This is a genomic window from Rhodobacteraceae bacterium IMCC1335 (genome assembly GCA_039640495.1).
Taxonomy (GTDB): Bacteria; Pseudomonadota; Alphaproteobacteria; order Rhodobacterales; family Rhodobacteraceae; genus Thalassovivens.
The window spans coordinates 59,878-72,409 of sequence record CP046864.1 but is presented as its reverse complement, the minus strand read 5'-3'; the positions used below and the strand labels follow the sequence as shown (position 1 = coordinate 72,409).

Genomic DNA, 12,532 nt, shown 5'->3' with positions numbered 1-12,532 from the left:
AAACCCGCCCTCAGAGGCAGGTTCGTATCGGCGAGGGGCGCGTTTTTAGATTATGATAGGCGGTCTTTGGATAAAAGATCAAACTTACGCAGTTTTACATAGAGGCTTTGCCGCGATAATCCCAACATTTCAGCCGCAGCTGCGCGGTTGTTTTGAGTCAGCTCTATCGCTGTTTCAATACAGATTTTTTCGATCATATCGGTTGTTTCACCCACGATTTCGCGCAGGGTGGACGAGCCGACCAATTCTGCCACATTGGATTGGCTGAAATCCTCAGAGGGAATCGCCGGCGCTGGGCTTTCTTCAAAACGGTTGGTGTCTCTGATCACAAACGCCATCGTTTCGCGCGCGTCACTTGGTAATCTTACCACCGACACTTCAACGCCAAGCTTGCTGCCAATCGCATTTTGTAACTTGGTGGCGTAAACGCGCACCTGACCAGAGCGCGTGACATTTTCGAGCATAACCGCCAAATCAATTTGACCGCGGGCCAAAAATTCGCTCAGGCTACGGCCTTTGATATCGCCCAGATTGGCGGTGTTTATCAAATCAAGAAAGCCTTCATTGGCCGCTTCGATAAATCCATTTGCCGAGGTGAATACGATGCCATCGGTTCCCAGGTTATAAAGCGATAAAAGATTTTGAGTTGTTATGTCATCCTTTAAAGACGTGTCATTTTCGCTGATCAGGCGGCAAATCAAAAGCCGCTCGCCCGAGGCTCGGAACAACGAGGCTCTAATTTTGAAGCGCCGGCCCAGCTTCACATCTTCGACGGTCATATCAGAATTTTGATCTTTTGATGAAATGGCCAGCAGGGCGTCTTGGAATTCACCGCGGCGGCGGTTCTTGAACAATTGCGAGAAAACGCTGCCTTCCAGATCATTGGTGTTTTGGCCAAATAAGTTAATCGCGGCTACGTTTATATCCTTGATCCGCCCATCATTTGCAGAAACAAACACCACTGGTTCTTGCATCGTCGCCAACAGCATGCGGTAGCGGGCATCGAAATCGCGGCGTTCTTCATACCCGCGCTCGATCGCCAATTGGGCCTTAACCAATTGCTGTTGCGTCTCTGCGGTAGAACTAAGGTCGCGGCCCAGCATAAGCAATGTATCAGCATCTCCTAGCCGGTGAATGCTGTAGGAAACGGGAAATTGCCAAATCGCGTTGTCGCGATGGTTAAGCTCGACAGGATGCAAAACATTCTGTCCGCTCGCGAATTGGGCAAAAACGGCTTCAAGCTTCGGAATGCTTTCAGTGGTAAGGAAATCGTGGATTTTTCGCTGTTCCCAATGCGAGAGATTTCCCAAGCTTCGATCATTGTCATTGACAAGCACCGACAATACTTTGCCCTTAAGGGTTACCACCAAAGCAATATCCGAGGCAGCGGCTAAAATACTGCCCAGATATTCCGGCTCGATCATTGGAATAGAGCCAAAATCCCAGAGTTTTGTGCCGCTGTTTTTCATCCAGACACCTTAGCTTTAGTTTTGCCGGCTTTTACGACTTGCCCGCTTTCGAGCTGTTCCAACGCATCTGTTAAACCTGAAGCAATCACATCTACCGCCACTAATTTTTCAATTTCGGGCGCGTGGCCCAAAACGGCTCCGCCCAGTAATAGTATGGGTGGATCGCTTATCTCTTGGCGTAATGACTTAACAACTTTCGCCACATTATCAAGGGAGACGACGCTTGAACACGAAAACATCACCATGTCGAAAAAGCCAATTTCGATATTATCATGCACGTCTTTCTCGGTTGCGCCGAGCAGCAGCTTGACCGAATACCCAAGCCGCCGTAGCTGATCGCTTAGAACCAGCGGGCCCAATATATGATCCTCATCGCCACAAATTGCCACCAAAACGCTTGGTTGGTCATGGATAACGGGGGTAAATTTCCACTGTGCACTCAACTCTTGCACCAACCCTTGCAGACGGACTGTACCCAGCGAAACCTGACCAAAGCTGCGCGTGTTGTCATTCCAGCCCGCTCCCAGCGTACGGGCAGCCTCTGGGATACATACATCGATTAATAATTCGTTCGAAACACCTTTTTGCATTAAAGCCTTTAGCATTGCCTCATGCGAATAAGATCCAGGCGTGCTGCAAGTAACCGCCAGCCAATGCGCAGTTTTCTGGATTTGCTCACGCGCTTCTGCGGGGGCTTTTTGTCCGAGTTCGCGCAAAACGCGTTGCGCCAAATCGGATACCAGAGCGGATCCTTTTCTTGATCCTGCCTCTTCATGTTTGGACATTTTCGTACCCCCCAGCGCCGCATTTATGGCAGCAAAGGTTTGCTCACTGCATGCGACACACTGCTAGTTTTTTCTAAAACGAAGCAAATGTCAAAGAAAATGGATGTTTGGGATCAACTTGGAAGATGAACACCAGCCGGCTTCACCGGTGTTATGCAGTTTTTGGCTATGTTTAATGTATGTTTGGCGGCATGCAGGCTTATGCATGAATTATATCATTATGATGAACTGTAACAAAGATTTGTCACCCGGCCCTCTACTTGTAAGTTTTAATTGACACTTTTCACAATAAAAACGTAAATTAGGGGGGAGAGAGCCTATAAGGAGATCCAAATGTCCCTCATGTCGGGGCCAAATACACGCCAGCCGCTTTATACCGCGGCGCAGCGTGCAAGACGCGATGCGACCAAATGGACTTTGGTGCAAGGTGTTCTTGCGCCGATTCAATTCGTGGTGTTTTTGATCTCTTTGGCTTTGGTGCTGCGCTATCTTTCAACCGGTGAAGGCTATGGGGTGGCTAATGCTTCGATTCTGCTAAAAACAGCCATTTTATACCTTATAATGGTCACTGGAGCGATTTGGGAAAAAGTGGTGTTTGGCCAGTATTTACTGGCTCCGGCTTTTTTCTGGGAAGATATGGTTAGCTTTGCCGTTATTTTTCTTCATACGTTATATTTATATGGTCTTTTCACCGGGATGATGGGGCCTGAAAGCCTGATGTGGTTGGCGATTGCAGCGTATTTTATTTATGTGCTGAACGCCGCGCAATTCTTACTAAAATTGCGCGCTGCGCGGCTTGATATGACGCCGGAGGTGCAACATGCCTGATGGGCCCATTCAAAGCTGTCGGGACGCACCGATTCTTAAAGAGCGTGGCCAGCGCGAGGTGTTTTGCGGGTTGACCTCGATCATTTGGCTGCATCGCAAAATGCAGGATGCCTTCTTTTTGGTGGTTGGCTCGCGCACCTGCGCACATTTGCTGCAAAGCGCGGCGGGCGTGATGATTTTTGCCGAACCCAGATTTGGCACGGCGATTCTTGAAGAAACCGATCTGGCAGGCATGGCGGATGCGCAGGATGAGCTGGATCGCGAGGTCAACCGCTTGCTCTCACGCCGCCCCGATATCAAGCAATTGTTTTTGGTCGGCTCATGTCCCTCCGAGGTGATCAAGCTGGATCTTGCTAAAGCGGCAGAGCGTTTGACGCAAAAATTCGCGCCATCCGTGCGGGTGATAAATTTCTCTGGTTCGGGTATTGAAACCACCTTCACGCAGGGCGAGGACGCATGCCTTGCGGCGATGGTACCGGTTTTAGACAAAACCGATCAGCGCGAATTATTGGTGGTGGGTGCGTTGCCGGATGTGGTCGAAGATCAAATGCGAGGCTTGCTTTCTGCGCTGGGCATTCAAAATGTCTCGGTTTTACCGGCAAGCACGGTAAATCAACAGGTTTGCGTCGGGGAAAATACGGTATTTGCGCTCACGCAACCCTTTTTGGGGGATACGCATGCAGAATTAGAGCGTCGCGGCGCCCGGCATTTGCCAGCGCCTTTTCCATTTGGTGCAGAAGGTACAACCGCTTGGCTGCGCGTGATCGCAACCGAATTTAGCGTTGATCCAGCTTTGTTTGAGCAAGTGATCGCCGCGCCAAAAGCCCGCGCCGAAAAGGCGGTATCGCAAGCGGCGTCGCAATTGGCTGGCAAAACGGTGTTCTTCTTTCCCGATAGCCAGCTTGAAATACCTTTGGCTCGTTTTCTTACCCGCGAATGCGGCATGAGGGCGCTTGAGGTTGGGGCGCCTTATATTCATAAATCACTGGTCGGTCCTGATCTTGATTTGATGGAGGCGGGGCCAATTTTGTCTGAGGGTCAAGATGTGGATCTGCAGCTTGATCGCGCGCTTGAGGCGCGCGCGGATTTGACCGTTTGCGGGCTTGGGCTGGCCAATCCGTTGGAGGCCGAGGGCTTGACCACCAAATGGGCGATCGAGCTGGTGTTTACGCCGGTGCATTTTTACGAACAAGCGGGCGATTTGGCGGGCTTATTTTCACGGCCGCTGCGCCGCCGCGCCATTTTGCGCCGTGAGGCCGCCGAATGAAGCTGACGGTTTGGACATATGAAGGCCCGCCCCATGTTGGCGCGATGCGCGTTGCTACGGGGATGAAGGGCTTGCATTACGTGTTGCATGCCCCGCAGGGCGATACTTATGCCGATTTGCTGTTCACGATGATCGAGCGCCGTGATCACCGCCCACCGGTGACCTATACCACCTTTCAAGCGCGCGATTTGGGCGCTGATACGGCCAATCTGTTTAAAACAGCCTGTCAGGATGCTTATGACCGTTTTCAGCCCGAGGCCTTGATCGTTGGTGCCTCTTGCACGGCCGAATTGATCCAGGATGATCCGGGTGGAATGGCGGAAACCATGGGTCTGCCTGTGCCGGTTATTCCGCTTGAATTGCCCAGCTATCAGCGCAAAGAAAATTTTGGTGCAGATGAAACGTTTTTTCAGATCGTTAAGGCTTTGACCAAGCCAATTGATCGCAGTGCGCAGATCAGTTGTAATCTGATTGGAGTCACCGGGCTCGGTTTTCGCCACCGCGATGATATTGCCGAAATCAGCGGGTTGCTTTCTGATATGGGCATCAGCGTTAATGTTGTGGCGCCCATGGGCTCAAGCCCGTCTGATATTAAGCGCCTTGGTGCGGCGCATTTCAACGTGTTGATGTATCCTGAAACGGGCGAAATGGCAGCGCGCTGGCTTGAGCGTGAATTGGGCCAGCCCTATACCAAAATTGTCCCTATCGGCGTGGGTGCTACGCGTGATTTTATCGCGGAAGTTGCGCAGATCACCGGGCTGGATCCGGTGGTAGATGACAGCCGCTTGCGTCTGCCCTGGTATTCCGCCTCGGTTGACAGCACCTATCTGACTGGCAAGCGGGTGTTTATTTTTGGCGATGGCACGCATGCGATGGCTGCGGCGCGAATCGCCCGCGATGAAATGGGTTTCGAGGTGGTTGGCATGGGCTGTTACAACCGCGAGATGGCGCGCCCCATGCGGGCTTTGGCCAAGTCTTTCGGGTTGGATGCGTTGATCACGGATGATTATCTGGAAGTCGAACAGCAGATCGAAGCATTGGCGCCTGAAATGATTTTGGGCACCCAGATGGAGCGCCATATTGGCAAGCGTCTGGGCATTCCTTGCGCGGTCATTTCGGCGCCCGTGCATGTGCAGGATTTTCCTGCCCGTTATTCCCCGCAAATGGGGTTTGAAGGTGCGAATGTGATCTTTGATACATGGGTGCATCCGCTTGTAATGGGCCTTGAAGAACATTTGCTGCATATGTTCCGCGATGATTTTGAATTCAATGACGCGGCGGGGGCCAGCCATCACGGCGGCCATGGCGTTGCAAATAAGCCCCAGCCGGCCTCGCGCGCAGTCGGTGATCCTCAGCCAGCGGCGGTTGAAGCGGGCGCTGTGCACGCGGCAGACACGCAAACCATTTGGCTGATAGAGGCCGAAAAAGAGTTGAAAAAAATTCCGTTTTTTGTCCGCGGCAAAGCCCGCCGCAATACAGAAACTTATGCGGCGTCGCGCGGGGTTCAAGAAATCTCGATTGACACACTATACGAGGCAAAAGCCCATTATGCGCAATGAAACTGGCATAAGTGGCCTCCCGGTTGGGTATCGTGTGGTTGTTATCACGCTGGATGCGCATTCTGCGGGCCCTTGTGATCGCGCCGCGGCGCGGCTTTTGGCGGATTTTCCCGGCTTAAGCGTTGACGTGCACGCAGCGGCGGAATGGGGTGAAAACCCGCAGGCCTTGGTTGAGGCAAAAGCCGCCATCGCGACGGCCGATATCATTCTGGTTAATTTGTTGTTTCTGGAAGAGCATGTTCAGGCTATTTTACCCAGCCTAGAGGCGCGGCGCGCTGGCTGTGATGCGTTGGCTGGGGTGATTTCAGATGCTGCGATTGTCAAGCTGACGCGGATGGGCGCGCTGGATATGTTGGCGCCTGCCTCGGGCACGATGGCGTTGTTAAAAAGGCTGCGCGGGTCCAGCAAGCCGTCTTCGCAAAATGGCGAAAGCAAAATGCGGATGCTGCGGCGTTTGCCAAAGATCTTGAAATATATTCCCGGCAAAGCTCAAGATTTGCGGGCCTGGTTCATGGTGATGCAATATTGGTTGGGCGGGTCCGACACCAATATCGAATCGATGCTGCGGTTTTTGATTTCGCGTTATTGCCGTATCGAGGCGTGGCAGAACTGCGCTGCAGCGCCGCCGGAGGATTATCCCGAGGTGGGGCTGTATCACCCCGATCTGCCCGGCAAAATGACCACGGATATAACGGCTCTTCCGGTGCCCCAAAAGCCCGTGGCCACGGTTGGTTTGCTGTTGATGCGTTCTTACGTACTAAGCGATGATACGGCACATTATGATGCAGTTATTCGAAACTTTGAAGCCAATGGTTTAAAGGTGATACCGGCCTTTGCGGGGGGGTTGGATGCGCGCCCGGCGATTGAAGGTTATTTTCAGGGCACTGCAGGCGTACAGATTGATGCGATGGTCTCGTTAACCGGGTTTTCGCTTGTCGGTGGGCCTGCCTATAATAACTCACAAGCCGCGATTGCTTTGCTGGAAAATTTGGATGTGCCTTATATTGCGGCGCATCCGCTTGAGTTTCAAACATTGGGGCAATGGGCCAATGCCGAGCAGGGCCTTGGCCCGATTGAAACCACAATGCTGATCGCCCTGCCCGAGCTTGATGGAGCTACTTGTCCGACCGTTTTTGCAGGCCGGCATGGGCCCGAAGGCTGTCAGGGCTGTTTGCACAAATGTCAGGCTGTGCCGCAATCGCGCGCCATGGCCCCCTGCCACGAGCGTATTGACAGTTTGGCCGAGAAAACCCTGCGCGCTGCGCGGCTGCGCCAAAAGCGCAATCACGATAAAAATGTTGCGATTGTGCTGTTCGGGTTTCCGCCCAATGCGGGCGCCACCGGCACCGCGGCCTATTTGGATGTTTTTGAATCCTTGCAAAATACGTTGACGCAAATGAAAGCGGACGGGTATGATGTTGCGCTTCCCGAAACGGTTGCCCATCTGCGCACAGCAGTGTTGGAGGGCAATTCCAAACAATATGGCCAAGACGCCAATGTTGAGGCGATTGTCAGCGCCGAAGAGATTGTGCGCTCAACGCCGCCTTTGAAAGCTATTGAGGCGGTTTGGGGCCCCGCACCGGGGCGCATACAATCGGATGGGCGCGGCGTTTTCGTGCTGGGTGTGCAGCTTGGAAAAGTGTTTGTCGGTGTGCAGCCCGCCTTTGGCTATGAGGGCGATCCGATGCGGCTTTTATTCGAAAAAGGCTTCGCACCAACTCACGCGTTTGCAACTTTTTATCTTTGGATGCGCAACACTTTTAAAGCCGATGTGGTGCTGCATTTTGGCATGCATGGCGCGCTTGAATTCATGCCGGGCAAACAGGCGGGTTTGGGTGCGCAGGATTGGCCGGATCGCCTGATTGGCGAAATGCCCAACGTTTATCTTTATGCGTCAAACAATCCCTCTGAGGCGTCGCTGGCCAAACGGCGCTCGGGGGCTGTGACGGTAACGCATCTCACCCCACCTTTGGCGCAAAGCGGGCTTTATAAGGGCTTGTCCGAACTTAAAGACAGCTTAACCCGCTGGCGTGAAATGGATCCAGATGATGCGCAAGCTGGCGACCTTGAAGCCTTGATCAACGAGCAGGCTGCGGCTGTGGATATGGCCGGTAGAAAAGCGGAAGAATTATGGCTGAACTTGCTTGAAACCGAAGATGCGCTGATCCCCGAAGGTTTGCATATCGTTGGAAAACCGTTTTCGGATGCCGCGCGGGCGGGGTATTTAGACCTGCTGGACGGCGTTGATCCGGCCCGCCGCGCGCAGGTCGATCAAATGCTGCAAGAAGATCACGAATTGCCGGCCCTGATGCGGGCCCTATCGGGGCGGTTTATCGCGCCTGTGCCCGGGGGTGATTTGATCCGTTCAACCGATATTTTGCCCACAGGGCGCAATATTCATGCGTTTGATCCATTCCGAATGCCGACCGAATTCGCCTGTCGTGACGGTTTCAAGCAAGCGCAGATTCTGCTCGAAACGCATCCTGAATTGCCGCGCAGCGTGGCTCTGGTGCTGTGGGGTTCTGATAATATTAAATCTGACGGCGCGCCGCTCGCTCAGGCCTTGGCCCTCATGGGTGCGCAGCCGCGATTTGACAGTTTTGGCCGCCTATCTGGGGCGGATCTCATTCCGTTGAGTGAGTTGGGGCGCCCGCGGATTGACGTGATTATGACGCTGTCGGGGATTTTCCGGGATCTGTTGCCTTTGCAAACCAAATTGCTGGCCGAGGCGGCGTTTAAGGCCGCGCAGGCAGATGAGCCGTTAGAGATGAATTTCATCCGAGCGCATGCGTTGAAATATGCCGCCGACATGGAGGTTGATTTGGAAACCGCCGCCTTGCGGGTGTTTTCAAATGCTGAAGGCGCCTATGGCTCGAATGTGAATCAGCTGGTCGATAGCTCGGCTTTTGGCGATGAAGATGAGTTGGCCGATGCGTATGAGGCGCGCAAAAGCTTCGCTTATGGGGTGAATGGCAAAGCGCATAAAAACCATGGCTTGCTGCAAAAGGCCCTGAAAGACGTTGATCTAGCCTATCAAAACTTGGAAAGTGTTGAGCTTGGCGTGACCACGGTGGATCATTATTTTGACACTTTGGGTGGTATTTCGCGGGCGGTTAAGCGCGCGCGTGGTCAAGAAGTTGCGGTCTATATAAGCGATCAAACCCGCGGATCTGGAAAGGTCCGCACCTTGTCGGATCAAGTGGCTTTGGAAACCCGTTCGCGCTCGCTCAACCCGAAATTTTACGAAGCGCTGTTAAGCCATGGCTCAGAAGGCGTGCGCCAGATTGAAGCGCATGTGACCAATACATTGGGTTGGTCGGCAACCACGGGCCAAGTGGACCCTTGGGTGTATCAGCGCATTAGTGAAACTTTTGTGCTCGATGAAGCGATGCGCAATCGTTTGGCAGAGCTGAATCCCACGGCCAGCTCGCGCATGGCCAATCGATTGCTTGAAGCCAGCGATCGCGCCTATTGGCAGCCCGATGCTGAAACATTGGCGGCGTTGCAATCCGCAGCGGATGCTTTGGAAGATCACATGGAAGGGATCGCAGCAGAATGATGCCTTTCGCAACCCCTCAAAAAAGGAGCCTCACATGAGCCCACTTGACAGACAGCCCCCGGCCTTGCGGGGTATGGATGGCGAAGGATCGGTGCAGGTGCATCAAGATTCGTCGATGAAAATCGAAGGTGCGAAAGTGTTTTCGGTTTATGGTAAGGGCGGGATTGGCAAATCCACCACCAGCTCAAACCTGTCTGCGGCGTTTTCCAAGCTGGGCAAGCGCGTGCTGCAGATCGGCTGTGATCCAAAGCATGACAGCACCTTCACATTGACTGGAACCCTGGTCCCGACGGTGATCGATATTCTCAAAGAGGTCGATTTTCATTCTGAGGAATTGCGTCCCGAAGATTTCGTGTTTGAAGGCTTTAATGGTGTGAAATGCGTGGAAGCGGGCGGCCCGCCTGCCGGCACCGGCTGTGGCGGTTATGTCGTGGGTCAAACCGTGAAGCTGCTAAAGCAACACCATCTTCTGGATGATACGGATGTGGTGATTTTTGACGTACTGGGGGATGTGGTCTGCGGCGGCTTTGCCGCGCCTTTGCAACATGCGGATCGGGCCTTGATCGTTACTGCGAATGATTTTGACAGTATTTATGCGATGAACCGGATCATTGCCGCGGTTCAAGCCAAATCCAGTAATTATAAAGTGCGCCTGGCGGGCTGCGTGGCCAATCGTTCGCGTGAAACCGATGAGGTGGATCGCTATTGTAAAACAGTTGGCTTCAACCGAATCGCGCATATGCCAGATTTGGACGCCATTCGCCGCTCGCGCCTGAAGAAAAAGACGCTGTTCGAAATGGATTCGGATGAGGATATCGTTGCGGTTCAGGCAGAATATATCAAACTGGCAGAAACCCTATGGAACGGCACCGAGCCTTTGGCGCCGGCGCCGCTGCCCGATCGTGAAATTTTTGAGCTGTTGGGGTTTGATTGATGTCTTATGATCAGACCCTGACACGGGTTGAAACGTATTTTGACAAAACCGCGACCAAAACTTGGGAGAGGCTGACATCGGATGCCCCGGTGTCAAAAATACGTGAAACCGTGCGTCAGGGTCGTGATCAGATGCGGGCTCGGCTTTTGGCTGAAATGCCCGAAGATTTGCACGGGGCGCGGGTTTTGGATGCGGGCTGCGGCGCGGGGCCCACAACGGTAGAGCTGGCTGCGCGCGGGGCGCATGTGGTGGCGATCGATATCAGCCCAGCTTTAATCGATATCGCCCGCCAGCGCTTGCCGCGTGCCCTGTCCAAACAGGTTGAATTTTGTTCGGGCGATATGTTGGCCGCGTCTTTGGGATCTTTTGATTACGTGGTGGCGATGGACAGCCTGATTTATTACAGCGCGGATGATATCAAAACAGCGCTGACCGGTTTGGCCAAACGCACCAGCGGGTCGGTTTTGTTCACCGTGGCACCACGCACGCGGATGCTGATGGCCATGTGGTATGCCGGCAAATTATTTCCACGTTCAGACCGCTCGCCGGTGATGGTGCCGCATGCGCCCGCAGCCTTGGCCGCCCTGTTGCAGGGTGAGGGCCGTTTGCGCGATTTAGGCCGGATAAAATCTGGGTTTTATATTTCTCAAGCATTGGGGTTTGTGGCATGAGCCAGAAAAAGCCCCATCCGCTTACTCAGCTGACGGCGCGTATGCTGCCTTTCGCAGATGCTGCGTCAGAGGGGTTGCCGCTGGGCAAATTGCTGCGCTTGTCGTTGTTTCAAGTTTCGGTTGGCATGGCCAGCGTGATGCTTTTGGGCACGCTCAACCGGGTGATGATCGTCGAATTAAGCGTTCCGGCGATGATCGTGGCCTTTATGATTGCCTTACCGGTGTTGATCGCGCCGTTTCGCGCCTTGCTTGGCTTTCGCTCTGACACGTATAAATCGGCGATTGGCTGGAAGCGCGTGCCGTATCTTTGGTTTGGATCTTTGTGGCAAATGGGGGGATTGGCGGTGATGCCTTTCGCGCTGATTGCCTTGTCAGGGGTGCAACAGGTTGGCCCCAGTTGGGCGGGAGAGGTGCTGGCCGCTTTGGCGTTTTTGATGACCGGGCTGGGTTTGCATATGACGCAAACGGCTGGTTTGGCGTTGGCCAGCGATTTGGCGGATGATGAAACCCGCCCGCGGGTGGTTGCGTTGCTCTATGTGATGTTTCTGATCGGGATGGCTGCCTCGGCATTGATCATCGGCTGGTTGCTGGTTGATTTCTCGCCCTTGCGGTTGATCCGTGTGGTGCAAGGGGCGGCGCTGGCTGGTATTTTGTTGAATTTAATCGCGCTTTGGCAGCAAGAGCGCCCGCGCCCGATGTCGCAAGCAGAGCGCGCTGCGCCGCGGCCCTTGTTCCGCGATGCTTGGGCTGATTTGCTGGCCGGTGGGCGCGCGGGCCGTTTGCTGGTGGTCGTGTTTATCGGCACGATGGCCTTCAATATGCAAGATGTTCTGCTTGAACCCTTTGGCGGCGAAGTCTTGGGTCTATCGGTGTCGGCCACCACGCTCTTAACCGCTATTTGGGCCGCAGGGGCGCTGTTTGGCTTCGCGCTGGCCGCTTGGAGGTTGCGCCTGCAGAGCGATCCTTATCGTTTGGCCGCGCTTGGCCTTTTGGCCGGGCTTTTGGCCTTTGCCATTGTTATTATTTCAGCCCCTATGGGCTCGGCTGTGCTGTTTTTTACCGGCGCAGGTTTGATCGGATTTGGAGGGGGTTTGTTCGCTGTTTCAACGCTGACCTCCGCCATGACTATGCCCGCCGAAGGTTTGGCGGGTCGTGGGCTTGCCTTGGGCGCTTGGGGCGCCGCGCAAGCAACCGCTGCCGGCGTGTCAATCGCCATCGGTGGAACGCTGCGGGACTATGTAAATGGTCACGCGCTCAGCGGAAATTTGGGAGAGGCGCTCGCCACGCCTGCGACGGGATATTCGTTCGTTTACCACAGCGAGATTTTCTTGCTGTTCGTGACGCTTGCCATTCTGGGGCCATTGGTCCGATCAGCGCGGCAAACGTCTCCCACACAACAGGGAGCGGCACGTATCGGCCTTGCCGATTTCCCAACATGATCCGCCGTACCACTGAAAGGA

At 54.0% G+C, this 12,532-nt stretch carries 9 protein-coding genes; 7 read left to right on the top strand and 2 right to left on the bottom strand.

Annotated features, from left to right (window positions below):
* Window positions 1-50: 50 nt before the first annotated feature.
* Together ppsR and GN241_00340 are read right to left on the bottom strand one after the other, a co-directional pair.
* Window positions 51-1,469: a transcriptional regulator PpsR gene (ppsR, locus tag GN241_00345; protein XAT55940.1), complete on the bottom strand. Its 1,419-nt coding sequence runs from the start codon at window positions 1,467-1,469 to the stop codon at window positions 51-53.
* Complete coding sequence (locus GN241_00340; GenBank protein ID XAT55939.1) at window positions 1,466-2,254, bottom strand: hypothetical protein; 789 nt, start codon at window positions 2,252-2,254, stop codon at window positions 1,466-1,468. The genes ppsR and GN241_00340 overlap by 4 nt, the downstream gene beginning before the upstream one ends.
* Before the next feature lie 333 nt (window positions 2,255-2,587).
* On the opposite strand from GN241_00340, the gene bchF reads away from it, so the two are divergent.
* From bchF to GN241_00305, 7 genes are read left to right on the top strand one after another with little or no spacing between them, the layout of a single operon-like run.
* Window positions 2,588-3,082 carry a 2-vinyl bacteriochlorophyllide hydratase gene (bchF, locus tag GN241_00335; GenBank protein XAT55938.1) on the top strand — a complete coding sequence of 165 codons (495 nt, stop codon included), beginning with the start codon at window positions 2,588-2,590 and terminating at the stop codon, window positions 3,080-3,082.
* The gene (locus tag GN241_00330) at window positions 3,075-4,349 is read left to right on the top strand and encodes a ferredoxin:protochlorophyllide reductase (ATP-dependent) subunit N (protein XAT55937.1); all 1,275 of its coding nucleotides are present in this window, start codon (window positions 3,075-3,077) and stop codon (window positions 4,347-4,349) included. The genes bchF and GN241_00330 overlap by 8 nt, the downstream gene beginning before the upstream one ends.
* On the top strand, window positions 4,346-5,908 hold the full coding sequence (locus GN241_00325) for a ferredoxin:protochlorophyllide reductase (ATP-dependent) subunit B (GenBank protein XAT55936.1): 1,563 nt from the start codon (window positions 4,346-4,348) through the stop codon (window positions 5,906-5,908). The genes GN241_00330 and GN241_00325 overlap by 4 nt, the downstream gene beginning before the upstream one ends.
* Window positions 5,898-9,467 carry a magnesium chelatase subunit H gene (locus GN241_00320; GenBank protein ID XAT55935.1) on the top strand — a complete coding sequence of 1,190 codons (3,570 nt, stop codon included), beginning with the start codon at window positions 5,898-5,900 and terminating at the stop codon, window positions 9,465-9,467. The genes GN241_00325 and GN241_00320 overlap by 11 nt, the downstream gene beginning before the upstream one ends.
* A 34-nt stretch (window positions 9,468-9,501) precedes the next feature.
* Entirely contained in the window at window positions 9,502-10,401 is a 900-nt protein-coding gene (locus GN241_00315) for a ferredoxin:protochlorophyllide reductase (ATP-dependent) iron-sulfur ATP-binding protein (protein XAT55934.1), read from the top strand.
* The gene (locus GN241_00310) at window positions 10,401-11,072 is read left to right on the top strand and encodes a magnesium protoporphyrin IX methyltransferase (GenBank protein ID XAT55933.1); all 672 of its coding nucleotides are present in this window, start codon (window positions 10,401-10,403) and stop codon (window positions 11,070-11,072) included. The genes GN241_00315 and GN241_00310 overlap by 1 nt, the downstream gene beginning before the upstream one ends.
* Complete coding sequence (locus GN241_00305; GenBank protein XAT55932.1) at window positions 11,069-12,511, top strand: MFS transporter; 1,443 nt, start codon at window positions 11,069-11,071, stop codon at window positions 12,509-12,511. The genes GN241_00310 and GN241_00305 overlap by 4 nt, the downstream gene beginning before the upstream one ends.
* Window positions 12,512-12,532 lie beyond the last annotated feature (21 nt).

Bases quoted from the DNA above. Each gene is read 5' to 3' on its own strand.
- ppsR (XAT55940.1), bottom strand. From the start codon at position 1,469: ATGAAAAACAGCGGCACAAAACTCTGGGATTTTGGCTCTATTCCAATG.
- GN241_00330 (XAT55937.1), top strand. From the start codon at position 3,075: ATGCCTGATGGGCCCATTCAAAGCTGTCGGGACGCACCGATTCTTAAA.
- GN241_00340 (XAT55939.1), bottom strand. From the start codon at position 2,254: ATGTCCAAACATGAAGAGGCAGGATCAAGAAAAGGATCCGCTCTGGTA.
- GN241_00305 (XAT55932.1), top strand. From the start codon at position 11,069: ATGAGCCAGAAAAAGCCCCATCCGCTTACTCAGCTGACGGCGCGTATG.
- GN241_00325 (XAT55936.1), top strand. From the start codon at position 4,346: ATGAAGCTGACGGTTTGGACATATGAAGGCCCGCCCCATGTTGGCGCG.
- GN241_00315 (XAT55934.1), top strand. From the start codon at position 9,502: ATGAGCCCACTTGACAGACAGCCCCCGGCCTTGCGGGGTATGGATGGC.
- GN241_00320 (XAT55935.1), top strand. From the start codon at position 5,898: ATGCGCAATGAAACTGGCATAAGTGGCCTCCCGGTTGGGTATCGTGTG.
- bchF (XAT55938.1), top strand. From the start codon at position 2,588: ATGTCCCTCATGTCGGGGCCAAATACACGCCAGCCGCTTTATACCGCG.
- GN241_00310 (XAT55933.1), top strand. From the start codon at position 10,401: ATGTCTTATGATCAGACCCTGACACGGGTTGAAACGTATTTTGACAAA.